The organism is Rhizobium sp. J15 (assembly GCF_002531825.1).
Taxonomy (GTDB): Bacteria; Pseudomonadota; Alphaproteobacteria; order Rhizobiales; family Rhizobiaceae; genus Rhizobium.
Window position 1 is genome coordinate 1 of the sequence record NZ_NWSX01000003.1, and the last position, 23,883, is coordinate 23,883.

Below are 23,883 nucleotides of genomic sequence, written 5' to 3' on the forward strand. Positions count from 1 at the left end.
AGTGCTCGATGCCTATGGCCGTGTGCTGAACGCTTGATAATTTCCGGGGCCGCCCTCTTTGTCCGGGGTGGAAAAGATGAAAGGAAATCATCATGTCTATGGAGACGCAGGCGTTGCTGGTGTTTTTGCTGATTGGCCTAGTCGCGGGCTTCCTCGCTAGCCTCGTCGTCGGTGGCGGTGGTTTGATCAGGTGCCTGCTCAGCGGCATCATCGGCGCCTTCGTCGGCGGCTATCTGTTCAGCACGCTCGGCATTTCGCTGGGCATTGACAACGCGCTGGTCGTGCAGATCATCCACGCTACCGTCGGCGCCATCATCGTGGTTCTGATCGCAAGGGCGGTCGCTTAGGGGCAAGGGCAGGTATGGCAGGCGTGGGCTGGATTTCGGCAATCATCATCGGCGGGCTTGCGGGCTGGCTGGCCGGCAAGCTGATGGATGCGCGATACGGGATTTTCCTGAACATCGTGCTCGGCATCGTCGGCTCCGTCGTCGCCACCGCGATCCTTGCCCAGTTCCATGTCCAGCTGGTTGGAGGGCGTCTCGGTTATTTCGTGACGGGTTTCCTTGGCGCCTGCCTGCTGATATTCCTTGCGCGGCTGGTGCGGCGCTAGAGACGAGGCCGCGTAGGGGCGGCGGAAAGCTGATACTGCAATGGTGACCATTCTCGACACGATCAATCCCGACGCCAAGCGCGTGCGCCATCCCGAGAAGGCGCATCGGCCGGATACGGAAGTCATGCGCAAGCCGGACTGGATCCGCGTGAAGGCGCCGACCTCGAAGGGCTATGCCGAAACGCGGGCGATCGTGAAGGAGCACAAGCTCGTCACCGTCTGCGAGGAGGCCGGCTGCCCGAATATCGGCGAGTGCTGGGACAAGAAGCACGCCACCTTCATGATCATGGGCGAGATCTGTACCCGCGCCTGCGCCTTCTGCAATGTCGCCACCGGCAAGCCGAACGCCCTCGACATGGCCGAGCCCGAGAATGTCGCCAAGGCCGTCAGGGAGATGGGCCTCAGCCACGTCGTCATCACTTCGGTCGACCGTGACGACCTGGAGGACGGCGGCGCCGAACATTTCGAAAAGGTGATCTGGGCGATCCGCGCCGCTTCGCCGGCAACGACGATCGAGATCCTGACACCGGATTTCCTGAAGAAGCCCGGCGCATTGGAGCGCGTCGTCGCCGCCAAGCCCGACGTCTTCAACCACAACATGGAAACGGTTGCCGGCAATTACCTCACGGTTCGCCCCGGCGCCCGCTATTTCCATTCCATCCGCCTGCTGCAGCGGGTGAAGGAGCTCGACCCGACCATGTTCACCAAGTCGGGCATCATGGTCGGCCTCGGCGAGGAGCGGAATGAAGTTCTCCAGCTGATGGACGACCTGCGCACCGCCGACGTCGATTTCCTGACGATCGGCCAATACCTGCAGCCGACCCGCAAGCACCACAAGGTCGAAAGCTTCGTCACGCCCGAGGAGTTCAAGTCCTACGAGACGGTCGCCTATAGCAAGGGCTTCCTGATGGTGGCATCAAGCCCGCTGACCCGCTCCTCGCACCATGCCGGCGACGACTTCGCAAGGCTGAGGGCGGCGCGGGAGAAGAAGCTGCTGATCGCAGCCGAGTAGGGTTCGGACCTTGCTTTTTGATCGAACCGCGGCGATTTTCGCCGCGGTTTTTCTTTGAGTGGCCGACGAATCCGCTGCACATAAGATCACGCAACGTAGCTCGCCGCTCTTCGCACGCAAGGATGCGACCGCGCACGGACACGAGGGTGTTGCATGATGGACAGGAGAGCGGAGCTGCCGCTACGTCAGCAGATCACCGACCTTGATCAGGCGGCCAAGGGCATTCGTATAGCTCGGCGCATTCTCGTCGTGGGCTGCTCGGGTGGCGGGAAATCAACTCTTTCTCTAGAGATCGCCAAGCGTTTCGGGCTTCCGTACATTTCCCTCGATCGCGACGTGTTCTGGCTTCCCGGCTGGGTGGCGCGCGACAGGTGCGAGCAAAGAAATATCATCGCCGGGCGGATCCTCGAAGAGCATTGGATCATGGACGGCACCAACCCCTCGTCCTTTGATATTCGGCTGCCGCGGACCGATTTCGTCATATGGGTCCGGATGCCACGGCTGCTGTGCATCTGGGGTGCAATCAGCCGATGGGCGAAATGGATCGGCCGCACGCGCCCGGAAATGGCCCCGGGCTGCTTTGAGAAGCTCGATTTGGAATTCCTGCGCTACATCTGGACCTTCGAAGAGAAATTTGCCCCGCGCGTCGCCGCCGGCATCGCCGAACATGGCCCCGATGTGCCGGTTCTCCAGCTAAAATCCCGCCGCCAGATGCGCGAGCTCCTTGATCTTCTGGACCGGCCCGCTTAAGTGCCGCCTATGCCGCAATTCGAAACGCACCGTTCCGTCCCGCACACACCCGACCAGATGTTCGACCTCGTTGCCGATGTCGAGCGCTATCCGGAATTCCTGCCGCTCTGCGAGGCGCTGGTCGTCAAGAGCCGCCGGGAGCGCGATGGCAGGATCCTGCTCGTCGCCGACATGACGGTCGGCTACAAGGCGATCCGGGAAACCTTCACGACACAGGTGCTGCTGAACCGGGCCGAACGCGTCATCGAGGTCAAATATATCGATGGCCCGTTCAAATATCTCGACAATCGTTGGCACTTCGCCGAGACGCCGTCCGGCGGCTGCACCATCGATTTCTTCATCGACTACGAGTTCAAGAGCCGCATCCTCGGCGCTTTGATGGGCTCGATGTTCGATCGGGCCTTCCGCATGTTCACCGAGGCCTTCGAGACGCGCGCAAGCAAGATCTACGCTCCGGTTTGAGCGACCTCTATCTGCCTGAAAAGAGCGAGCGCACGATGTCCAGCGCCGTCCGGATTGTCGCCAGCCGAACTTCGCTGCGGCCGATGTCGCCATAGAGCATTTTTCGGTGAATGAGCGCGCCGGTGCGCGATTTGGCGGCGAGATGCACGAGGCCGACCGGCTTTTCCGCCGATCCGCCGCCGGGGCCGGCAATGCCGGTGACGGCAACGGCGATGTCTGCGCGCGAGCGGAAGAGGGCGCCGTGCGCCATCTGCCGCGCGGTCTCCTCGGAGACCGCTCCGAAGCGGATGAGCGTTGCTTCCTGTACGCCGAGCAGCTCGATCTTCGCCGTGTTCGTATAGGTGACGAAGCCGCGATCGACGACGGCCGATGAGCCGGATATCTCGGTCAGCGCGCTTGATATCAGCCCGCCGGTGCAGGATTCGGCGGTGGAGATCATCAGCCCGGCGGCGGTGAAGTCACGGATGATCGCCTCGGCCGCCGAAACTATATCCCGCGGAAACAGGCTCATCATTTCCTCCCGCGATAGACGACGGTCGCCGTCGCGATCGCCGCAATGCCTTCGCGCCGGCCGACGAAGCCGATCGTCTCGTTGGTGGTCGCCTTGACCGAGCAGCGCTCGATATCGATGCCGAGATATTCCGAAAGCTTCGCCCGCATGGCCTCGCGATGCGGCCCGACCTTCGGCGCCTCGGCGATCAGCGAGACATCGGCATTCATGATCGTGCCGCCGCGCTCGCGCACGATCCGGGCGGCATGCTCGATGAAAATGCGCGAAGCCGCGCCCTTCCATTGCGGGTCGGATGGCGGGAAATGGTCGCCGATATCGCCGGCGCCGCAGGTGGCGAGCAGGGCGTCCGTCAGCGCATGCAGGGCGACGTCGGCATCGGAGTGCCCCTTGAGCTTCTGATCGTGAGGAATGAAGACGCCGCAGAGGGTGACGCCGTCGCCGGCTTCGAGCTGGTGCACGTCGTAGCCGTTGCCGGTACGAACATCGGGAAGCGGCGGCGCCGAGAGCTTGTCGTCGGCCTTGGCGATATCGCTTTTGACGGTTAGCTTGACGTTGTCTGCCGTGCCTTCGACGATCGTCACCGGAATGCCCATCCATTCCGCGATCGAGGCGTCGTCGGTGAAATCGCTGCGCCCGCTCGCCGCCGCCTTCTCGTGCGCATCGAGAATCGCTTCGAAGGCGAAGGATTGCGGCGTCTGCGCCGCGTAGAGCTGCTCGCGCGAAACCGTCGTCAAGATGGTGCCGGCGCTGTCGGCGCGTTTCAGCGTATCGGTGACGGGCATGACCGGCAGGACCGCCGGTGCTCCATCGCCGAGGCTCTCGGCAATGCGGTCGAGAAGCACATGATCGAAGAAGGGGCGCACGGCATCGTGGATCAGCACATGGCTGACGTGCTTGTCCTTGAGATACCGAAGGCCGGCGAGCACGGATTGCTGCCGGGTCGCGCCACCGAGCACCGTTTCGATCGGCGTTGCCGAAACGATGTGGCGGAAGGCTCTCGCAAACAGCGCCTCGTCGTCGGGATGGATGACGACGACGATCTGCCCGGCCGGTTCCCATGTCACGAAGTTTTCAAGCGTATGCGCGATAACCGGCTTGCCGCCGATCATGCGATATTGCTTCGGGCCTTCCGTCGAGGCTCCTGCACGCTCGCCGCGGCCGGCGGCGACGATGACAATTCCGGCCGATATTGGTTGCTTGGACGGCATTTGCAGCATAAATCCCCGAAAGATCCGGAATTGACCCGAGTGCTCTAACGTCTTGCTTTGGCCTTTTCCAGCATCTGCCCGAAAAATATCGATTTCGATCCCAGCCCTCTTGGCAAGCCGCGGAACAATGGCTAAAAATAATGCAGTTCTATGGTGTGCCCGAAAGATAATCAGTTGATTTCCAAGGACCTCGCAGCGCCTTTCCGAATCGGACCTGTCTCCGTGCGGAACCGCGTCGTGCTCGCGCCAATGTCCGGCGTCACGGACATGCCCTTTCGCGAGCTTGCCTGGCGCTTCGGCGCTGGCCTCGTGGTCACGGAAATGGTGGCGAGCCGCGAACTGGTCAACGACACGGCCGAATCCTGGTCGCGGCTCAGGGCCGCCGGTTTCCGGCCGCATATGGTGCAGCTTGCGGGCCGCGAGGCCCATTGGATGGCGGAGGCGGCAAAGATCGCCGCCGGCCATGGCGCCGATATCATCGACATCAACATGGGCTGTCCGGCAAAGAAGGTGATCGGCGGTTATTCCGGCTCGGCGCTGATGCGCGATCCCAATCACGCGCTCGGTCTCATCGAAGCGACGGTCAAGGCCGTCGACATCCCGGTGACGCTGAAGATGCGCCTCGGTTGGGATGAGAATTCGATCAACGCACCCGATATTGCGCGCCGCGCCGAAGCGGCCGGCATCCAGCTTGTGACCATCCATGGGCGTACCCGCATGCAATTTTACGAAGGCCGCGCCGATTGGGATGCGATCCGCGCCGTCCGCGAGGCGATCTCCATTCCGCTGATCGCCAACGGCGATGTGGAGACTGCTGACGATGCCCAGGAAATATTGCGCCGTTCCGGCGCCGATGCCGTCATGATCGGCCGAGGTTGCCAGGGCAGGCCGTGGCATGCCGGCGTCATTGCCGGCGCGGCAGGGCCGTTGCCGGGCAAGATTGCCGATATCGCTGTCGAACATTACCGGATGATGCTGGATTTCTACGGAGAGGCGGTGGCGATCCGCCATGCCCGCAAGCATCTCGGCTGGTATCTGGAGCGTTTCGCCCCCGATCTTGCCGGCACTGAAAAGGCCGCGATCATGACCTCGCGTGACCCGCGTGAGGTTGCCGCGCGCCTTTACGATGCGCTGAATGCAGGTGCGCTCGACAGCCGGGAGGCGGCATGACGAAGGATACGATATCTCCGCCCGATCACGCCGGCGGAACCGTCGCCATGGCCGTGCTGAACGCCATCCAGAACCCGGTCGTCATGGTCGATGAATCCGGCTTCGTCGCCTTCGCCAATTGGGAGGCGGAAGCCTTCTTCGGCGCCAGCGCCTCGCATCTGGCGCGTTACCGGATCTCGACCTTCATTCCCTTCGGCAGCCCGCTGCTTGCCCTGATCGATCAGGTGCGCGAGCGCAAGGCGCCGGTCAACGAATATCGCGTCGACCTGAGCTCGCCCCGGCTCGGCCAGGACAAGCTCGTCGATCTCTACGTCGCTCCCGTTCTCAGCGAGCCGGGCGCCGTCGTCATCGTCTTCCAGGAACGCTCGATGGCCGACAAGATCGACCGGCAGCTGACGCATCGCGCTGCTGCCCGTTCGGTGACCGGGCTTGCGTCCATGCTGGCGCATGAGATCAAGAACCCGCTTTCGGGTATCCGCGGCGCCGCCCAGCTGCTCGAACAGTCGGCAATCGACGACGACAGGGCGCTGACCCGGCTGATCTGCGACGAGACCGACCGCATCGTCTCGCTGGTCGATCGCATGGAGGTCTTTTCCGACGAACGTCCCGTCGATCGCATGCCGGTCAATATCCATTCCGTGCTCGATCACGTGAAGGCCGTCGCCAAGGCGGGTTTTGCCCGCAATATCCGCATTACCGAGAGCTACGACCCGTCATTGCCGGCGGTCTATGCCAATCGCGATCAGCTCGTCCAGGTCTTCCTCAATCTGGTGAAGAACGCGGCCGAAGCGGTCGGCGACCGGCCGGACGGCGAGATCCTGCTGACGACGGCCTATCGCCCGGGCATCCGCCTTTCCGTCGCCGGCACGCGCGAAAAGATTTCGCTGCCGCTGGAATTCTGCGTCCACGACAATGGCCCCGGCGTTCCCGCCGACCTGCTGCCGCATCTGTTCGATCCCTTTATCACCACCAAGACGAACGGCAGCGGCCTCGGCCTGGCGCTGGTCGCCAAGATCATCGGCGATCACGGCGGCATCATCGAATGCGACAGCCAGAACAGCCGCACGACATTCCGCGTTCTCATGCCGGCATCGAAGGATGCCTCGCTTGAAGACGCCTCTACCGTAAGCTCGACAGGACCTTCTCGATGACAGCTACGATCCTCGTTGCAGATGATGATGCGGCCATCCGGACCGTGCTCAACCAGGCTTTGAGCCGCGCCGGCTATGACGTTCGCATCACCTCCAACGCCGCTACCCTCTGGCGCTGGATTTCGGCGGGCGAGGGCGATCTGGTCGTCACCGATGTGGTGATGCCTGACGAAAACGCCTTCGATCTGCTGCCGCGCATCAAGAAGGCGCGTCCCGATCTGCCGGTCCTCGTCATGAGCGCGCAGAACACTTTCATGACGGCGATCAAGGCTTCCGAGAAGGGGGCCTACGACTATCTGCCGAAGCCCTTCGATCTGACCGAGCTGATCGGCATCATCGGCCGGGCGCTCGCCGAGCCGAAGCGCAAACCCGCCAAGCTCGAAGAAGATATGCAGGACGGCATGCCGCTCGTCGGCCGCTCGGCGGCGATGCAGGAAATCTACCGCGTGCTCGCCCGCCTCATGCAGACGGACCTGACGCTGATGATCACCGGCGAATCCGGCACCGGCAAGGAGCTTGTCGCCCGCGCCCTGCATGATTATGGCAAGCGCCGCAACGGCCCCTTCGTCGCGATCAACATGGCGGCGATCCCGCGCGACCTGATCGAATCCGAGCTCTTCGGCCATGAGAAGGGTGCCTTCACCGGCGCACAGACCCGCTCGACCGGCCGCTTCGAACAGGCCGAAGGCGGCACGCTCTTCCTCGACGAAATCGGCGACATGCCGATGGATGCGCAGACCCGGCTGCTGCGCGTCCTGCAGCAGGGCGAATACACCACCGTCGGCGGCCGCACGCCGATCCGCACCGACGTGCGCATCGTCGCCGCCACCAACAAGGACCTGAAGCAGGCGATCAACCAGGGCCTCTTCCGTGAGGACCTCTATTACCGCCTCAACGTCGTGCCGCTGCGCCTGCCGCCGCTGCGCGACCGTGCCGAGGACATTCCCGATCTCGTGCGCCATTTCATCCAGCAGGCCGAAAAGGAGGGCCTTGGCTCCAAGCGATTCGACCAGGAAGCGCTGGAACTGATGAAGGCCTATGCCTGGCCGGGCAACGTCCGCGAACTGGAGAACCTCATCCGCCGCCTGATGGCGCTCTATCCGCAGGATGTCATCACCCGCGAGATCATCGATGCCGAGCTGCGCTCTGACGTGCCCGACAGCCCAATCGACAAGGGGCCGATCCGCAACGGCTCGATGACGATCGCGCAAGCCGTCGAGGAGAATATGCGCACCTATTTCGCAAGCTTCGGCGAAAACCTGCCGCCGCCCGGCCTCTATGACCGTGTGCTGACCGAAATGGAATATCCGCTGATTCTCGCCGCGCTCACGGCAACGCGCGGCAACCAGATCAAGGCGGCCGATCTGCTCGGCCTCAACCGCAACACCTTGCGCAAGAAGATCAGGGAATTGGGCGTCTCTGTTTATAGAAGCTCCCGCACCGCCTGAAAAGAGGCGGTAGGCCCCTCGTTTGCCCACCGCCACCTCCTCCCAGTATCCGCCGCCACGGTCGGGAACAAGAATAAATCTATCCCAGCCCCGTCACGGTTTGTATCTGCGCTGGCAAACTAAAGCGCAGTGTCATTTGACGGTCACACAGTATTTGCGAGCTATTGTTGGCTGCCCGGCAAATGTCATTGAAGTTGCTGCGCTCGCCGCCACCGCGCCTGTGGATAAGCTGTGGATAATATGTTGATGGTGCGCGGTGGTCGGTGGGCGATAACGTCCCACTTTCGCTCGGATGTTGCTAATCCGTTCTAATTCGCGCGTTGCTTCTGTCGGCTTAGTGGCGGGGGGCCATTTAGGAAATATTGCTGTGGTCTCGCAAGTGACCAGCGCCTAGTCAGCCATTGGAATTAACGTCTTCAGTCACCTCGGTTTCTGAGTGTCGCACAATGCATCGAAAACCCAAGTGGCTCGTCGACGTGTCGACCGGCTCAGGATGTCGTGCGGCGGGGCGATAACGGCGGCAATAGTTGGGCGCGCAAAGATGCGATCCACCCTTAATCACTTTCCGGGGAATTCTGATTTCGGGCATGCCGGGATCATAGCTGTCACTTTCAGATGCACCGCGCGGATTTTGTGGAATCCAGCAGGCTTTGGACGCGTCGCCTTTATTCCGTGGTGAATACCAATCGGTTGTCCATTCCCACACATTGCCGATCATGTCGTACACGCCATAGCCATTCGCCGGAAATGCCCTGACTGGAGACGTCCGCTCGAAGCCGTCGTCCGCACTGTTTTGGTGTGGGAATTGTCCTTGCCAGGTGTTTGCCATGTGTCTGCCTCCAGGGGTGAGTTCGTCACCCCAGGCAAATTCGGCACCATCGAGGCCGCCACGGGCCGCGAACTCCCATTCAGCTTCCGTTGGAAGCGATTTGTCGGCCCAGGCCGCATAGGCTGCGGCGTCCTGATACGCGACATGCACGACAGGGTGATCGTCAAGTTTACGGATCGAACTGCCCTTTCCATACGGATGACGCCAGTTCGCGCCGAAGGTGAACGTCCACCACTTCGAAATGTCACGGAGGTCAACCGAGTGGTCCGGAGGCAAGAATACTGCGGAGCCGGCCCTGAGAAGATGTGGGAGTGCACCAGGATAATCTCTTGGATCAGGAGCTATCTCGGCAAAAGTCACGTAACCTGTGGCTTCGACGAATTCTCGAAATTGGCGGTTCGTGACCGGTGTCCGATCCACCCAAAAGCCATTGACGGTCACGCGACGCATGGGCGCTTCCTCAGGATAGCACTTGTCTGAGCCCATCCGAAATGTGCCGCCCGGTATGTAGGCCATAGTCAATTCCCGGGGATGCGCGGCCCTCACGGCTGGCTTGCTCAAGGGCGTCTCGCCTCGTTGAAGCATGGAAGCCTTGGATCTTTTTTGCCTTGGAAACTCGTGCTTTGTTGCTCGTAGCACCGTGACCTCCAATTGTCCGTCGACTGCTCCTTGCCTTTTGGTGCCGGCGCATACTGCCGCCGGAGCCGAAAGGCCGACTTGAGCATCCATTCACAGCCACTGCGGAAAGTCTGCGGCGAAGATCTCGTACATCCTTGGATTGTTGAGTTGAACCGCGAAATCAATCAGAGGTCACCGCTCCCACGCCTTGACCAAGGTCTATTTTCAAATCATACCATTGAATGGTAAGGGGATGCTAATATAATTATCGGCGACTAACCGCGGCGGGGGCTCGTATTATCTCGGTTAAGTACCTGATCAGCATATATTTCCGAACTACAGCTATCGCGGCCGCCGGCCGTGCTGGATGGCTTTGCGCTCCGCGATATTCGCTGAGCGAACGAAAGGTCTATGCAAGCATGATCTGAATCGCCGCGGAGAGGCGGCGCATCTCTTGGGGGATAAGAACATGAAATACTACATTGGGTATGCCGCCATCCTTTTAGGCGCAATGACCGCTTGTGGCTCACTCGAGGCGGCGGATATGACGTCGCTTTTGAACCCGGAGGCGAAACCTATAGAGACCCGGAGCGGATGGAATTTTACGTTTGCCCCTTATTTCTGGGGTGCGAGCATGTCCGGAGACATGGCGCAGTTTGGCCTTCCTCAGGTGCATGTCGACGCAAGCTTCGGCGATATCTTTGAGAACCTCGATTTTGCCATGATGGCCATTGGCGAAGCGCGCTACGATCGCTTCAGCATCTTCGGCGACATCATGTACACGAAGCTCTCCAATAACGCCGAGACGCCAAGGGGCATCATCGTGAACAACGTCGAGGTTACCTCCAAGACTTTTGCCGGTCTGCTCGGCGTGGGCTATTCGGTCCTTGACGGTCCCGACGGCCGTCTCGATGTCGTGGGCGGTGTTAGGCTCTGGTCCGTTGACACCAATATATCTTTCAACGGCGGCATTCTTGATGGGGTCTCCGAGGACGACGGCGCCACATGGGTGGACGCCCTGGCCGGCGTCAAGGGCACCTACTTTTTCACACCGAAAGTCTACCTGACGGGCTGGGGACTTGTCGGCGGCGGCGGTGCAGACATCGATTGGGATGTTATGGCGGGGCTCGGCTACAAGTTCAACGACACCATCTCCGCCGTCGCGGGCTACCGCGCCCTCGGCGTCAATTATCGCAATGACGGCTTCATATTCGATGCCGTCCAGCAAGGCCCGATTCTGGGCCTTGCGATCCGGTTCTAACGGGTTTCCTCTGACAGAAGAGTTCCATCAGGAATTTCTTGGGCTGTGAGCATTCGAATCAGCTCACTTTCTTTGCTGTCGGCTATTGCGCCGCCAGAGGAGATGCTGCGCTTGCCTTGGTGACTGGCGGTGGGTTCCATCTGCCTGTCAGAGCATCGGGCTTTGGCGCATAGAGCCGCATTGTCAGGTTGTACCGCCCTTGGGGCGCTGGCAACCAGTTCCATTCCATATCCTTGCCGGGGCTCTCGTTTTGGAAATAGAGATCGAGTGAACCGTCGGCGTTGTACTTGAACGGCATCCAGCTGCTGACTGCGAAGCGGTTAAGGGAATTGGCAACCTGGAATCCTTCGTCGTCATATAGCGTCACAGACCAGAAGGCTTGGACCGGCGGAATTTGATCCTTCTCAAAGTGGATCGCGTAGTTGTTACTGCCATCAAGCGGCTGGCCGGTTTCGTCGGCAAGATTAAGCGGATAGATGGCGTCTTCGGGAAGGTTGGCGCCGAGACCTTGCTGTGCAACGATAGCGCGCTTTAGATAGTAATTGCCATATACTCCCATCGTGTCGGTATTCATCGACCAGCCATTTGCGACGCGTGCCAGTGTCTTCACCTTCCACGCCATCAGCGCCTGAGCATCCTGTGGAACGGTCTCGAGCGCCTTCTGGACGACTGCATCTGCTTTGGAAAGATCGAAACTCTTGCCTGGTTCAATGCCGATCCTCTTCATTCGGGCAAGTAAGGGCTGATCAGTGAGGTGCGGCGGATGAAGTTTCAGGAGCTCGGCAGCATAGGCGAAATAGGCTCCCGCCGGGGCGGTATCGACCTGGGTCTTGGGTGGGGTCTTCATATCCACCGACGGGTCGATTTTCACCGATACCGGTTTTGCCTCCTTTCCCCACTCCGAAAGCAAGGTTACGGTGTAACCGTCCTGGACCTTATGAACGGCGTCATAGTCAGGCGGTCCATCGGTCTTTGTCCGTCCGATGACCCATACATAGGGCGTCGGAGCATTGATCCGTTGGGTTCCCGCCGGCAGCTTGAACTCATCGAACCCTTCACTGAGATCAGGCCGCCAGCCAGGAGGGGTAATCAGGAAATGGCCGGCCGCAGTTCCGGTGGTCCGCCAGCCCGGTGCCGCAAACACGTCCGTCCACATGTCCAGCATGGGCAGCAGATAGAAACGTCCGCCGGTGTCGGGGGCCGAAACAACGACCGGTTCTTTCGTCAAATCAAGCCAGGCGCTCGAATACAGAGTGTCGAAATTCGGTCGGACCACTACTTTCATGTCCGCCGGAGGAAACTCGAGGATGTTGTTGAACTGATTGGACGGGCCGCCGATCGCACCCTTCTTGGCATCGACGTTGGTCAATTGCTTTCGGGTGATGTCCATAGATAGCAGTGGATAGAAATAAACATACGCCTCCACGCCTATCTCATGCGCCTCTTCTTCGCTGATGGAGTTCGCATCTGCCGCGCCGATCGAAAAAGCCGCGAGGCCAAGAGCGAGAAAAGCTGCCGGTCTTAATTTGCAGAGTAGGTTTCCGTCATCATTCGTCAGTGCACGCATTGCGTCCTCCCGTTGCTAAGATCAGGTGAAATGCGAACGGATCTGTTGATGTATCCCCTGTGCACATAGCTGCTCTATGGCTGCGTGCCGGGTGGAATTATAAATAGAAAGCTAAACTAGGGATAGTTACACCAATACCGGAGGCAACTACCTCATATGGGTGCAACCGATAATGGGAGTGGTTGAGACAATCATGGAACGAAAATCGCAGTTTGCGACCAGCGCCAGAAATTGCGTGCAGTAAGGACATTTGACGAAGGATGTCGAGAAGCCCGCGCTCCGAAGCGCTTACAATCATGTCCGTGCGAGCTTCAGAGACGTCTCATATCGATTTCCAGCGCGATGCCGGACGGGCTCGCGAAATCTTTGGCACACCAAGGGGCACCCCTGTCATCCTAAAAGACTAATTGAAACGGTGCGTCATTGAGACGAACATGATGACAAGGAAGCAGATCGTCGCGCGCTCGGACATGACAATTGATTGCGATTACATCGACCGCACATTGCCCAAGACACGCCAACTCGTCCGGCGCTTGAGAGTCGCACCCATCTCAGCGGATGTCGGTCTGCGGTAGCACGCGTCAGGCTACATCAGAAAGTTGTGCGTCGGCAGCTTTGCCGATCTAATATGAGATCTGGAAGCCTGGGCGTTCATGCACTCGCTCCATCGCAAATCAATTAGAAATGCCGACATGCCGGTCCGCAATAACGCCTGCCGGTGGAGGCTTGATCATCAACGAACTGTTCTTGCGCAAAATGCCGGACAAACCGGTGAGCAAAGGGGAGACAGAACTGATGGACGAGGACACTGACAACAAGATCGGTCCAAAAAAGTTTACGCGCCGGACAATGCTTACGACTGGCGGTTCGCTGGCGGCGGCACAAATCGCTGGCAGGATTGGCGTTAGCGGATTGGCCGCCACGCTTGCTTCCGGAACGGCGACTTTGGCACAGTCGACCAAGCCGAACATTGTTTTTATCCTCGCCGACGATTTGGGTTGGAAGGACGTCGGGTTTCACGGCTCTGACATAAAGACGCCAAACATCGACCAACTGGCGGAAAAGGGGGGCCGGCTTGAGCAATACTACGCTCAGCCAATGTGCACGCCGACCCGGGCGGCGTTTATGACGGGGCGTTATCCGTTCCGCTACGGCATGCAGACCGCCGTCATTCCCCAGGGCGGCACCTACGGCTTGGCGCTCGATGACTATCTCCTGCCGGAAATGCTGAAGGAAGCAGGCTACGCCACCGCTGCGAGTGGCAAATGGCACCTCGGCCACGCCAAAACGGCGTTCTGGCCGTGCCAGCGCGGCTTCGATTCATTCTATGGCGCTCTGCTTGGCGAGATTGATCACTTCACGCATAAGTCGGCAAACGGCAATGCTGATTGGTATCGGAACAACGAAGCCATCGAGGAGGAAGGATTCGACAACATCCTATTCGCTACCGAAGCCGTGCGAGTGATCAACGAACACGACCAGTCGAAACCTTTGTTCCTGTATCTGGCCTTTACCTCACCGCATACGCCCTTCCAGGCGCCAAAGGAATTTCTTGAACGCAACAGCCACATCGCCGACGAAAGCCGGCGAAGCTATGCAGCGATGATCTCGGTGATGGACGATGGCATTGGCAGGGTCGTCGAAGCTCTCGAAATGCGCGGCATGCGCGAGAATACGCTCATTGTGTTTCACAGCGACAATGGTGGCGTGGTCAATCCTTTCTTTGCAGGGGAAAGCGATGTCAAGGGCAAGCTTCCGGCCGACAACGCTCCTTACCGGGAGGGCAAGGGGACGACCTATGAAGGCGGCACGCGCGTCGTCGGCCTGATCAACTGGCCGGGAACGATCGAGCCTGGCGCCGCCGACGGAATGATGCACGTCGTCGACATGTATCCGACCTTCGCGGCTCTGGCCGGCGCTGAACTTGGCAAGAACAAGCCGCTCGACGGGCTGAACATGTGGGAGATGCTTGGCCAGGGAAAGCCATCGCCACGCACCGAGATCGTCTACAACATCGAGCCAATGACAGCCGCCGTCCGCCAGGGCGATTGGAAGCTTGTGTGGAAGGTGGCATTGCCGCCGAAAACCGAACTCTTCGATCTTTCGAAAGATAGGTCCGAGACCACAAATCTTGCCGATCAAAACCCCGAAATGGTGCAGAAACTGCAAGCGCGAGTGATCGAACTCGCCTCACAGATGTCTCCTCCTCTCATCATGCAGGACGCCGTGCGATTGCTCTTGCATTCGGACACGGTGCTGCCCGAGGCGGCCGAAATGTTCAATGTTGGAGATTGAGTGATTTGGCGGTTCATCCCGAGGACGGGGCTTGGCGTTCCTGCCGTCCGCCCTGGTGCTCGTTCCGCTCGTATGGCAATCGGCGCGAGTGCCAAGAACAGCGTGATTGGGGGTGATGGGCTGCGTTGGATCTTCGAAAACGCAGCGCCATTGCGGTCGTTTTGGTCGATAGAGCGCCCGCGTATCAAATTGTCTCAAATTGAGCTTTGCGCAAGCAGAAGCGGCCACCTAGGGAGGCTGTCTGCGCCAAGCCTCGCATTATCATTGCTCGTGCCATAGATTACGCAAAATCGCTCGCCGATCATACCTGCGGCGTCGACGCCGGCGAGCGGCCGGCACATGGTCATACTTTTCGGGAGCTGCATGATGGAATATCGTCGTTTGGGAAAATCTGGCCTGCAGGTGAGCGAGTTCTCCTTCGGCTCGTGGGTCACGTTCGGCAGGCAGGTCGAAGGAGGCGATGCCGTCGAGCTGATGAAGCTTGCTTACGATAACGGGGTGAACTTCTTCGACAACGCCGAAGGATATGAAAGCGGCAAGTCCGAGATTGTCATGGGCGAGGCGCTGAAGTCCCTCGGCTGGAGCCGCGACAGCTTCATCGTCTCGAGCAAGGTCTTCTGGGGCGGTCAGAAGCCGACGCAGCGCGGCCTGTCGCGCAAGCATGTGACCGACGCATGCCATGCGGCGTTGAAGCGGCTTCAGGCCGATTATCTCGACCTCTATTTCTGCCACCGCCCTGACATCGACACGCCGATCGAGGAAACGGTCCCGGCGATGCATGATCTCGTCGCCCAGGGCAAGGTGCTTTACTGGGGGACATCGGAATGGTCCGCCCAGCAACTGACCGAAGCCTACGCCGTGGCCCGGGACCTACGCATCACGCCGCCGACGATGGAGCAGCCACAATACAACATCTTCGAACGCCAGAAGGTCGAAGCCGATTATCTCCCGCTCTACGATCTGATCGGCCTTGGAACGACGATCTGGTCACCGCTAGCCTCGGGCGTCCTGACCGGCAAATACAGCGACGGCGTGCCGGCCGACAGCCGGATGAACCTGCCCGGATACGAATGGCTGAAGGAAAAGTGGTCGAGCGATGCCGGCCGCGCCCAGCTCGGAAAAGTTCGTGAGCTTGCAAAACTCGCGGACGAGATCGGGATATCGATCACCCATCTCGCGCTTCTGTGGTGCCTTGCCAATCGAAACGTCTCGACCGTCATTCTCGGCGCATCGCGCGCCAGCCAATTGCAGGACAATCTCGCGGCGCTCTCGCACCGGCACAAGATGACCTCCGACGTCCTGGCGCGGATCGACACGATTGCCGGCAACAAGCCGGAAGGCCCGCGTCGCTTCTAGCTTTGGCGCAAAACCGCGATGATGGCGAGTGCCGTGCGGCTTGACAACGTGACAAGCCGCGTTGCATTTTCGCCACATTGCGTTGCTTAAAGGTCACGCAAGGGTTTTGGACATTTCGCTCCCGATCGAGTCGTTGCGGCGCTGGCTTTTTGAGCCGGCGTTGTTTGATTTCGATCGGATGGCGGGGCGGCAAAGTGCCGTCTGAAGAGAGGCCGAATGACGCAGGATGGGGTATCGCCGGCGGCGGGCGAGGCGGTGACGACGGTGACCGATCGCCGTGCCCTTTTTGCCGTGCCCGGCCTCGTGCTCGCCGGCGGTGCGCTTCTCTGCGCCACGATCACGCTTTTCGTATTGCTCGGTCTGACGCCGATCGCGCCGACCTCGCATGTCGTCATCACCTCGGTGATCGTCAACTCCTTCTTCGTTCTGACGCTGCTGGCGCTCATCGGCCGCGAGGTGGCAAGGCTGCTCAAGGCGCGCACGCGCGGCCGTGCGGCGGCACGCTTGCACATCCGCATCGTCGTGCTCTTTTCGATCGTTGCGATCACGCCGGCGATCCTGGTCGCCATCTTCGCCAGTATTACGCTGAATGCCGGCCTCGACCGCTGGTTTGCGCTGCGCACCCAGTCGATCGTCAGCTCGTCCCGCAATATCGGCCAGGCCTATATGATGGAGAACGCCAGCTACCTCCAGGGGCAGACGGTTTCCATGGCCAACGACCTGGAGCGCAACCGCGCGCTCTACAGCCTCGACAGGACGGGTTTCGCCGAATTGATGACGCGCCAGGCGAGGGGCCGCGGCCTGCTCGGGGCCTTCCTCGTCGAGCGCGACGGCTCGGTGATCGTCCAGGCCGATATTGCCACCGAAAAGCCGCTGCCGGCCATTCCGCAGGATGCTCTGGAGAAAGCGGCGGCCGGCCAGCCGACGCTGATTCCGCCTGGCGTCACCAACCTTGTCGGCGCCATCATCAAGCTCGATGCCATCCAGGGCACCTTCCTCTATACGGTGCGTGCCGTCGATCCCAAGGTCATGGGCGCCATGCGCATGATGGAGGAGAACGCCACCGAGTACCGCTCGATGGAGGCCAACCGCTTCTCGCTGCAGATCGCCTTCGCCGTGCTTTACATCGGTTTTGCGCTGATCGTGCTCTTGGCGGCGATCTGGACCGCGATCGCCGTCGCCGACCGCATCGTCCGGCCGATCCGGCTGCTGATCACGGCGGCCGACAGCGTCGCCTCGGGCAATATGGATATCGTCGTGCCCGTGCATTCCGTCGATGGCGACGTCGCCAATCTGTCGCGCACCTTCAACAAGATGATCTCGGAAATCCGCACTCAGCGCGATGAGATCCTTGAAGCCAAGGACGAGGTCGACGACCGCCGCCGCTTCATCGAAGCCGTGCTCTCGGGCGTCACTGCCGCCGTCATCGGCGTCGAGCAGGACCGCCGTATTGCCATCGTCAACAGTTCGGCCGAGACGCTGATGTCGCTGTCGGCCGACCAGATGCTCGGCAAGCAGCTCGCTGACATCGCGCCGGAGGTCGATCAGGTGCTGACCGAGGCGGCGGTGCGCCATCGCGGCGATCTCCGCAAGCAGATCGCGCTCGTGCGCGGCGGCACGGTCAGGACGCTGAGCGTCCAGGTCACCCGCGAGGAAGTGCGTGACATGAGCGAATCCTACGTGATCACGCTCGACGACATCACCGACCTCGTCATCGCCCAGCGCTCGACCGCCTGGGGCGATGTCGCAAGGCGCATCGCCCACGAGATCAAGAACCCGCTGACGCCGATCCAGCTTTCTGCCGAGCGCATCCAGCGGCGCTACGGCAAGCAGATCGACCAGGGCGACCGGGCCGTTTTCGACCAGTGCACGGATACGATCATCCGCCAGGTCGGCGATATCGGCCGTATGGTCGACGAATTCTCCGCGTTCGCCCGCATGCCGAAGCCGACCAAGGAGCCGAGCGACCTGCGCGATATTCTGCGCGACGCGATCTTCCTGCGCGAGATGGGCAACCATCACGTCACCTTCCAGCAGGATTTCGGCGATCAGCCGCTGGAGGGCCTGTTCGACAGCCGCATGCTCGGCCAGGCTTTCGGCAATCTCATCAAGAATGCCGTGGAGGCGATCGAAGCCGTCCCGAGCGACGAACGCGACGAACGCAAAATTCTGGTGCGCGCGGCACTCGATGCCGGTCGCGACCGCTTCACTGTCGACGTGATCGACAATGGCCGCGGTCTGCCGGTGGAGAACCGCCACAGCATTCTGGAACCCTATATGACGATGCGCGAGAAGGGCACGGGCCTTGGCCTCGCCATCGTCAAGAAGATCATCGAGGAACATGGCGGGCAGCTCGAGTTGCACGATGCGCCCGCCGATTTTGACCGGGGAAGAGGGGCCATGATCCGCGTGCATCTGCCACGCCGGGATCCGACGCCCGCCGCTCCCGCAGCCAATGACAAGGAAAGCGTTTATGGCCTCTGATATTCTCGTCGTCGATGACGAGCACGATATTCGCGAGATCGTTTCCGGCATTCTCTCGGACGAGGGACACGAGACGCGCACGGCCCATGACAGCGACAGCGCGCTGGCGGCGATATCAGATCGTGTGCCGCGGCTGATCTTCCTCGATATCTGGATGCAGGGCAGCAAGCTCGACGGTCTGTCGCTGCTCGACGAGATCAAGACCCGCCACCCGGATCTGCCCGTCGTGATGATCTCGGGCCACGGCAACATCGAGACGGCCGTCTCGGCGATCAAGCGCGGCGCCTTCGATTTCATCGAGAAGCCCTTCAAGGCCGACCGGCTGATCCTGATTGCCGAACGGGCTCTGGAAAATTCCAAGCTCAAGCGCGAGGTTTCCGAGCTGAAGCGGCGCACCGGCGACGCCCTGGAGCTGATCGGCACCTCGGTCGCCGTTTCGCAGCTGCGCCAGACGATCGAGAAAGTATCGCCGACCAACAGCCGCATCATGATCCTCGGCGCCTCCGGCTCCGGCAAGGAGCTGGTGGCGCGGATGATCCACAAGAAGTCGACGCGCGCCAATGGCCCCTTCGTCGCCCTGAATGCCGCCAACATCACGCCCGATCGCATGGAAGTGGCGCTCTTCGGCACCGAGGGTACGCCCGGCCAGGCGCGCAAGATCGGCGCGCTGGAAGAGGCGCATCGCGGCATCCTCTATCTCGACGAAGTCGGCGAGATGCCGCGCGAGACGCAGAACAAGATCCTGCGCGTGCTGGTCGACCAGCAGTTCGAGCGCGTCGGCGGCTCCAAGCGCGTCAAGGTCGACGTCCGCATCATCTCTTCGACCGCCTATAATCTCGAGAGCCGCATCGCCGAAGGCTGGTTCCGCGAGGATCTCTATCATCGCCTCGCCGTCGTGCCGGTGCGCGTGCCGGCCCTTGCCGAACGGCGCGAGGACATTCCCTTCCTCGTCGATCAGCTGATGCGCCAGATTTCCGAACAGGCCGGCATCCGTCCGCGCCGCATCGGCGACGACGCCATGGCCGTGCTGCAGGCGCATGACTGGCCGGGCAATATCCGCCAGCTCCGCAACAATATCGAGCGGCTAATGATCCTTGCCCGCACCGACGGCCCGGATGCGCCGATCACCGCCGACATGCTGCCGACCGATCTCGGCGACATGCTGCCGAAGGTCTCGGCCAAGAACGACTATCACATCATGACGCTGCCGCTGCGCGAAGCCCGCGAGATGTTCGAGAAGGATTATCTGATCGCCCAGATCAACCGCTTCGGCGGCAATATCTCGCGCACCGCCGAATTCGTCGGCATGGAGCGCTCGGCGCTGCACCGCAAGCTGAAGTCGCTCGGCGTCTGATATCAGACGCTGCATCCCTCCATCGCTTCCCGGAAGACCATTTCCCATGCCGAGAATTGCCTATGTGAACGGCCGTTACGTCAAGCATTCCGATGCCAGCGTACATATCGAGGACCGCGGCTACCAGTTCGCCGACGGCGTCTACGAGGTCTGCGAGGTGCGCCACGGTTATATCGTCGACCTCACCCGTCATCTGAACCGTCTCGACCGTTCGCTGGGCGAGCTGCGCATCGCCTGGCCGATGAGCAGGGCGGCGCTGACGCAGGTCATCCGCGAGACGCTGCGCCGCAACCATGTCCGCAACGGCCTGTTCTACATGCAGGTGACGCGCGGCGTTGCGCGCCGCGATCATGTCTTCCCGGCCGAGGGCACGCCGCCTTCGCTCGTCATCACTGCCAAGAGCACCGATCCCAAAATCATCGCGGCCAAGAACGCCAACGGCATCAAGGCGATCACCGTGACCGACAACCGCTGGGACCGCGTCGACATCAAGTCGGTCGGTCTGCTGCCGAACGCCATGGCCCGCCAGCAGGCGAAGGAGGCCGGTGCCCAGGAAGCGATCTATGTCGATGCCGACGGCATGGTGAAGGAGGGGGCGGCGACCAATGTCTGGATCGTCGATTCGGATGGAACGCTGGTGACGCGCCCGGCCGAACACGGCATTCTGCGCGGCATTACCCGCACCACATTGATGGATGTGGCCGCCCAGCTGGGATTGAAGATCGCCGAGCGGAACTTCTCCGTTTCCGAGATGCTCGCAGCCCGCGAGGTCTTTCTCACCGCAGCCACAAGTATTTGTTTTCCGGTCGTTTCCGTCGATGGCCAGACCATCGCCAACGGCCATCCCGGCAGCGTCTCGCAGAAAGTCCGCGAAGCCTTTTTCGACGTTGCGGAAAAGATTGCGATTTGATACCAAGATTTGCTGGACAGGTGGAATGAGGGTGCCGCCGGTCTTGCATGGAGAGGTTGATTGATATTCTACCGGCCAGTTCAGGCCGGCAATAAAGAAAGAAGCGGCGCGATGGCGGAACGTTCTCAGAATCTGCAGGACTTATTTCTCAATACTGTTCGCAAGCAAAAGATTTCCCTGACAATCTTTCTGATCAACGGCGTGAAACTCACGGGCGTTGTTACGTCTTTTGACAATTTCTGTGTTCTCCTTCGCCGTGACGGCCATTCGCAGCTGGTGTATAAGCATGCGATCTCGACGATCATGCCGGGTCAGCCGATGCAGATGTTCGAGAGTGAAGAAGCAGCGTCCTAACAGGATCAGCCGTCATTTCGACACGCGATACCAAGAACGATTCGATCATCCCTGAGGCCGCCAAGCACAGGGACGATATGCGCGCGACCGTCGTCGTGCCGGTTCTGAAATCCCGCAGTCGCGGCGGCCAGACCGAATCGGCCTCCACCCGCACGCCGGAAAGCCGGCTGGAAGAAGCGACCGGCCTTGCCCAGGCGATCGACCTCGATGTCGTCAACGGCCAGGTCGTGCCGGTCAACGACCCGAGGCCGGCGACACTGCTCGGTACCGGCAAGATCGAGGAGATCAAGGCGCTGCTCGACGAGCGCGATTCCGGTCTCGTCATCGTCGATCATCCGCTGACGCCGGTGCAGCAGCGCAATCTCGAAAAGGAATGGAACGCCAAGGTCATCGACCGGACGGGCCTCATCCTCGAAATCTTCGGCCGCCGCGCCTCCACCAAGGAAGGCACGCTGCAGGTCGATCTCGCCCACCTGAACTATCAGAAGGGCCGGCTGGTCAGAAGCTGGACCCACCTTGAACGCCAGCGCGGCGGCGGCGGCTTCATGGGCGGTCCCGGCGAAACCCAGATCGAAGCCGACCGGCGACTCTTGCAGGATCGCATCATCAAGCTCGAGCGCGAGCTGGAGCAGGTCGTTCGCACCCGACAGCTCCACCGCGCCAAGCGCCGCAAGGTGCCGCACCCGATCGTGGCGCTCGTCGGCTATACCAATGCCGGCAAATCGACGCTGTTCAACCGCATCACGGGCGCGGGCGTGCTCGCCGAAGACATGCTCTTCGCCACGCTCGACCCGACGCTGCGCCGCATGAAGCTGCCGCATGGCCGCACCGTCATCCTGTCCGACACCGTCGGCTTCATCTCCGATCTGCCGACCCACCTCGTCGCTGCCTTCCGCGCGACGCTGGAAGAGGTGCTGGAAGCCGATCTCATCCTGCATGTTCGCGATATGTCGGATGTCGACAACCCGGCGCAGAGCGCCGATGTGATGCGCATCCTGACCGACCTCGGCATCGACGAGGCCGAAGCTGGCAAACGGCTGATTGAAGTTTGGAACAAGATCGACCGGCTGGAGCCAGAGGTGCACGACACCATGGTGCAGAAGGCCGCCGGCGCCAGCAACGTGGTGGCGGTCTCGGCCGTCAGCGGCGAGGGCGTCGACACGCTGATGGAAGAGATCAGCCGCAGGCTGTCCGGCGTGATGACCGAAACCACGATCCGCCTTCCCGTCGACAAGCTGGCGCTGCTGCCCTGGCTCTACGACCACGCGATCGTCGATGGTCGCGAGGACAATGAGGACGGCTCGATCACGCTTGATCTGCGCCTCTCCGAAACCGAAGCCGCCGAACTCGAACGCCGCATCGGCAACGGCCCGAAGCCGCAGCGCGAGGATTGGGAGCGGTGAGCTACCCCTTCTCCCCAGCGGGGGTCCGAAGGACGGGTCGAGACCTGTGGCTCGACCCCGGTCGGTGGCCGAAGGGTCGGATGAGGGCGCGCACGGCACGCCATTCATTGGCCTTCGCTTGCACTTAGGCGATCTATCTCCGGCGACTTTACCTACCCTCCGTCATGCTCGGCCTTGAGCCGAGCGTCCACGCCGCATCCGCCAACAGTCGTGGCATGGGTCCTCGGCTCAAGGCCGAGGACGACGGAGAGTGGAGTTGGCTCCTCGCCAGACTCAGCCTGACCTACCCAGCCACGAGCGCTCTTTCGATCGCCTTCGCCGCCTGCCAGATCTCCTCCATCCGCTCTAGGCTGGCCGCCTCCAGCGTCTCACCTTCCGCATCAAGAACATTCTCGATGTGATTGAATCGACGCCTGAATTTTGTATTGGTTCCCCGCAGCGCCTGTTCCGGATCGGCCTTCACATGCCGGCCGATATTGACGACGGCGAAGATCAGGTCGCCGAGTTCGTCGCTAACCTTTGCCCGGTCGCCGTCCCGCAGTGCCACCCTTAGCTCGTCGATCTCCTCCTCGATCTTGTCGAGGATCGGCTCGGGGGCGGACCAGTCGAATCCCACCTTGGCGGCGCGTTCCTGCAGCTTCAGCGCTTCCGTCAAGGCCGGGAAGCTGCGCTGGACGGAGCCCAAGAAACCGCCTTTGAAGTCCTCGGTGATGCCGCGTCTTGCCCGGCGCTCGGCGCGCTCGCGTTTTTCCGCCTGCTTGATTTCATCCCACTGGATTTTCACGGCGTCTGGTGTATCGGCTGCCGAGCGGGCGAAGACATGCGGGTGGCGGCGGATCATCTTGGTGGTGATGGCGTTGACCACGTCGCCGAAGGAAAATTCGCCGGCCTCCTCGGCCATGCGGGCATGGAAGACCACCTGCAGCAGCAGGTCGCCCAGCTCGTCGCAGAGATCGTCCATATCGCCGCGCTCGATCGCGTCGGAGACCTCATAGGCTTCCTCGATCGTATAGGGCTTGATCGTCTGGAAATTCTGCTCGATGTCCCAGGGGCAGCCGGTCTCGGGATGGCGCAGCGCCGCCATGATCTCGATCAGCCGCGAAATGTCTTTGGAAGGTTCCATGGTGCCT

General features: G+C 61.0%; 21 protein-coding genes. 16 read left to right on the forward strand and 5 right to left on the reverse strand.

Annotation, left to right across the window (positions count from 1 at the left end):
• Positions 1-92 precede the first annotated feature (92 nt).
• The 5 genes from CO670_RS03610 to CO670_RS03630 all read left to right on the forward strand — a co-directional run bounded on the left by CO670_RS03610 (position 93) and on the right by CO670_RS03630 (position 2,834).
• A complete protein-coding gene (locus CO670_RS03610; protein WP_097589011.1) occupies positions 93-347 on the forward strand; it encodes a GlsB/YeaQ/YmgE family stress response membrane protein in 255 nt (84 codons plus the stop codon).
• A 14-nt stretch (positions 348-361) separates the two neighbouring features.
• Entirely contained in the window at positions 362-610 is a 249-nt protein-coding gene (locus CO670_RS03615) for a GlsB/YeaQ/YmgE family stress response membrane protein (protein ID WP_088674122.1), read from the forward strand.
• Between the two features lie 40 nt (positions 611-650).
• A complete protein-coding gene (lipA, locus tag CO670_RS03620; protein WP_097589012.1) occupies positions 651-1,622 on the forward strand; it encodes a lipoyl synthase in 972 nt (323 codons plus the stop codon).
• A gap of 153 nt (positions 1,623-1,775) precedes the next feature.
• Entirely contained in the window at positions 1,776-2,372 is a 597-nt protein-coding gene (locus CO670_RS03625; RefSeq protein WP_097589013.1) for an AAA family ATPase, read from the forward strand.
• A 9-nt stretch (positions 2,373-2,381) separates the two neighbouring features.
• A complete protein-coding gene (locus CO670_RS03630; protein ID WP_088674118.1) occupies positions 2,382-2,834 on the forward strand; it encodes a type II toxin-antitoxin system RatA family toxin in 453 nt (150 codons plus the stop codon).
• A gap of 7 nt (positions 2,835-2,841) precedes the next feature.
• Here the strand turns inward: CO670_RS03630 and CO670_RS03635 are convergent, their stop codons facing one another.
• Positions 2,842-3,345: a CinA family protein gene (locus tag CO670_RS03635; protein ID WP_097589014.1), complete on the reverse strand. Its 504-nt coding sequence runs from the start codon at positions 3,343-3,345 to the stop codon at positions 2,842-2,844.
• Complete coding sequence (locus tag CO670_RS03640; protein WP_097589015.1) at positions 3,345-4,562, reverse strand: bifunctional 2-C-methyl-D-erythritol 4-phosphate cytidylyltransferase/2-C-methyl-D-erythritol 2,4-cyclodiphosphate synthase; 1,218 nt, start codon at positions 4,560-4,562, stop codon at positions 3,345-3,347. Before CO670_RS03640 ends, CO670_RS03635 begins: the two co-directional genes overlap by 1 nt.
• 141 nt (positions 4,563-4,703) lie before the next feature.
• On the opposite strand from CO670_RS03640, the gene dusB reads away from it, so the two are divergent.
• The 3 genes from dusB to ntrC are packed head-to-tail and all read left to right on the forward strand — an operon-like array spanning position 4,704 to position 8,322.
• The gene (dusB, locus tag CO670_RS03645; RefSeq protein WP_097589016.1) at positions 4,704-5,723 is read left to right on the forward strand and encodes a tRNA dihydrouridine synthase DusB; all 1,020 of its coding nucleotides are present in this window, start codon (positions 4,704-4,706) and stop codon (positions 5,721-5,723) included.
• The gene (locus tag CO670_RS03650; protein ID WP_097589017.1) at positions 5,720-6,874 is read left to right on the forward strand and encodes a nitrogen regulation protein NR(II); all 1,155 of its coding nucleotides are present in this window, start codon (positions 5,720-5,722) and stop codon (positions 6,872-6,874) included. Before dusB ends, CO670_RS03650 begins: the two co-directional genes overlap by 4 nt.
• Complete coding sequence (gene ntrC, locus CO670_RS03655) at positions 6,871-8,322, forward strand: nitrogen regulation protein NR(I) (RefSeq protein WP_064802342.1); 1,452 nt, start codon at positions 6,871-6,873, stop codon at positions 8,320-8,322. The genes CO670_RS03650 and ntrC overlap by 4 nt, the downstream gene beginning before the upstream one ends.
• A gap of 394 nt (positions 8,323-8,716) precedes the next feature.
• Here the strand turns inward: ntrC and CO670_RS03660 are convergent, their stop codons facing one another.
• Positions 8,717-9,667, reverse strand: coding sequence for a formylglycine-generating enzyme family protein (locus tag CO670_RS03660; RefSeq protein WP_176538865.1), 951 nt, complete (start codon positions 9,665-9,667; stop codon positions 8,717-8,719).
• Positions 9,668-10,238: 571 nt separating this feature from the next.
• Between CO670_RS03660 and CO670_RS03665 the strand changes: the two genes are divergently transcribed.
• Positions 10,239-11,030 (forward strand): hypothetical protein, encoded by a 792-nt coding sequence (locus CO670_RS03665; RefSeq protein ID WP_097589019.1) that lies wholly within the window; start codon positions 10,239-10,241, stop codon positions 11,028-11,030.
• 82 nt (positions 11,031-11,112) lie between these two features.
• On the opposite strand, the gene CO670_RS03670 is transcribed toward CO670_RS03665, so the two are convergent.
• Complete coding sequence (locus tag CO670_RS03670; RefSeq protein WP_097589020.1) at positions 11,113-12,597, reverse strand: DUF1254 domain-containing protein; 1,485 nt, start codon at positions 12,595-12,597, stop codon at positions 11,113-11,115.
• A gap of 795 nt (positions 12,598-13,392) precedes the next feature.
• Between CO670_RS03670 and CO670_RS03675 the strand changes: the two genes are divergently transcribed.
• From CO670_RS03675 to hflX, 7 genes are all read left to right on the forward strand, one after another.
• On the forward strand, positions 13,393-14,892 hold the full coding sequence (locus CO670_RS03675; protein ID WP_097589257.1) for an arylsulfatase: 1,500 nt from the start codon (positions 13,393-13,395) through the stop codon (positions 14,890-14,892).
• Between the two features lie 366 nt (positions 14,893-15,258).
• Complete coding sequence (locus tag CO670_RS03680) at positions 15,259-16,248, forward strand: aldo/keto reductase (protein WP_097589021.1); 990 nt, start codon at positions 15,259-15,261, stop codon at positions 16,246-16,248.
• 216 nt (positions 16,249-16,464) lie between these two features.
• A complete protein-coding gene (locus tag CO670_RS03685) occupies positions 16,465-18,732 on the forward strand; it encodes a PAS domain-containing sensor histidine kinase (protein ID WP_097589022.1) in 2,268 nt (755 codons plus the stop codon).
• Positions 18,722-20,086: a sigma-54 dependent transcriptional regulator gene (locus CO670_RS03690; protein ID WP_004674822.1), complete on the forward strand. Its 1,365-nt coding sequence runs from the start codon at positions 18,722-18,724 to the stop codon at positions 20,084-20,086. Before CO670_RS03685 ends, CO670_RS03690 begins: the two co-directional genes overlap by 11 nt.
• Positions 20,087-20,132: 46 nt before the next feature.
• A complete protein-coding gene (locus tag CO670_RS03695) occupies positions 20,133-20,996 on the forward strand; it encodes a D-amino-acid transaminase (protein ID WP_088674101.1) in 864 nt (287 codons plus the stop codon).
• Positions 20,997-21,107: 111 nt separating this feature from the next.
• Positions 21,108-21,350, forward strand: a complete 243-nt coding sequence (hfq, locus tag CO670_RS03700) for an RNA chaperone Hfq (protein WP_003539403.1) — start codon at positions 21,108-21,110, stop codon at positions 21,348-21,350.
• A gap of 77 nt (positions 21,351-21,427) precedes the next feature.
• Positions 21,428-22,753 carry a GTPase HflX gene (gene hflX, locus CO670_RS03705; RefSeq protein ID WP_097589023.1) on the forward strand — a complete coding sequence of 442 codons (1,326 nt, stop codon included), beginning with the start codon at positions 21,428-21,430 and terminating at the stop codon, positions 22,751-22,753.
• A gap of 283 nt (positions 22,754-23,036) precedes the next feature.
• Here the strand turns inward: hflX and mazG are convergent, their stop codons facing one another.
• Positions 23,037-23,876: a nucleoside triphosphate pyrophosphohydrolase gene (gene mazG / locus CO670_RS03710; protein ID WP_088674099.1), complete on the reverse strand. Its 840-nt coding sequence runs from the start codon at positions 23,874-23,876 to the stop codon at positions 23,037-23,039.
• Positions 23,877-23,883: the final 7 nt, after the last annotated feature.

Bases quoted from the DNA above. Each gene is read 5' to 3' on its own strand.
- CO670_RS03690 (WP_004674822.1), top strand. From the start codon at position 18,722: ATGGCCTCTGATATTCTCGTCGTCGATGACGAGCACGATATTCGCGAG.
- CO670_RS03635 (WP_097589014.1), bottom strand. From the start codon at position 3,345: ATGAGCCTGTTTCCGCGGGATATAGTTTCGGCGGCCGAGGCGATCATC.
- CO670_RS03650 (WP_097589017.1), top strand. From the start codon at position 5,720: ATGACGAAGGATACGATATCTCCGCCCGATCACGCCGGCGGAACCGTC.
- mazG (WP_088674099.1), bottom strand. From the start codon at position 23,876: ATGGAACCTTCCAAAGACATTTCGCGGCTGATCGAGATCATGGCGGCG.
- dusB (WP_097589016.1), top strand. From the start codon at position 4,704: ATGGTGTGCCCGAAAGATAATCAGTTGATTTCCAAGGACCTCGCAGCG.
- CO670_RS03665 (WP_097589019.1), top strand. From the start codon at position 10,239: ATGAAATACTACATTGGGTATGCCGCCATCCTTTTAGGCGCAATGACC.
- CO670_RS03660 (WP_176538865.1), bottom strand. From the start codon at position 9,667: ATGGCCTACATACCGGGCGGCACATTTCGGATGGGCTCAGACAAGTGC.
- CO670_RS03685 (WP_097589022.1), top strand. From the start codon at position 16,465: ATGACGCAGGATGGGGTATCGCCGGCGGCGGGCGAGGCGGTGACGACG.
- ntrC (WP_064802342.1), top strand. From the start codon at position 6,871: ATGACAGCTACGATCCTCGTTGCAGATGATGATGCGGCCATCCGGACC.
- CO670_RS03640 (WP_097589015.1), bottom strand. From the start codon at position 4,562: ATGCTGCAAATGCCGTCCAAGCAACCAATATCGGCCGGAATTGTCATC.
- hfq (WP_003539403.1), top strand. From the start codon at position 21,108: ATGGCGGAACGTTCTCAGAATCTGCAGGACTTATTTCTCAATACTGTT.
- CO670_RS03615 (WP_088674122.1), top strand. From the start codon at position 362: ATGGCAGGCGTGGGCTGGATTTCGGCAATCATCATCGGCGGGCTTGCG.
- CO670_RS03625 (WP_097589013.1), top strand. From the start codon at position 1,776: ATGATGGACAGGAGAGCGGAGCTGCCGCTACGTCAGCAGATCACCGAC.
- CO670_RS03675 (WP_097589257.1), top strand. From the start codon at position 13,393: ATGGACGAGGACACTGACAACAAGATCGGTCCAAAAAAGTTTACGCGC.
- lipA (WP_097589012.1), top strand. From the start codon at position 651: ATGGTGACCATTCTCGACACGATCAATCCCGACGCCAAGCGCGTGCGC.
- CO670_RS03680 (WP_097589021.1), top strand. From the start codon at position 15,259: ATGGAATATCGTCGTTTGGGAAAATCTGGCCTGCAGGTGAGCGAGTTC.
- CO670_RS03695 (WP_088674101.1), top strand. From the start codon at position 20,133: ATGCCGAGAATTGCCTATGTGAACGGCCGTTACGTCAAGCATTCCGAT.
- hflX (WP_097589023.1), top strand. From the start codon at position 21,428: ATGCGCGCGACCGTCGTCGTGCCGGTTCTGAAATCCCGCAGTCGCGGC.
- CO670_RS03610 (WP_097589011.1), top strand. From the start codon at position 93: ATGTCTATGGAGACGCAGGCGTTGCTGGTGTTTTTGCTGATTGGCCTA.
- CO670_RS03630 (WP_088674118.1), top strand. From the start codon at position 2,382: ATGCCGCAATTCGAAACGCACCGTTCCGTCCCGCACACACCCGACCAG.
- CO670_RS03670 (WP_097589020.1), bottom strand. From the start codon at position 12,597: ATGCGTGCACTGACGAATGATGACGGAAACCTACTCTGCAAATTAAGA.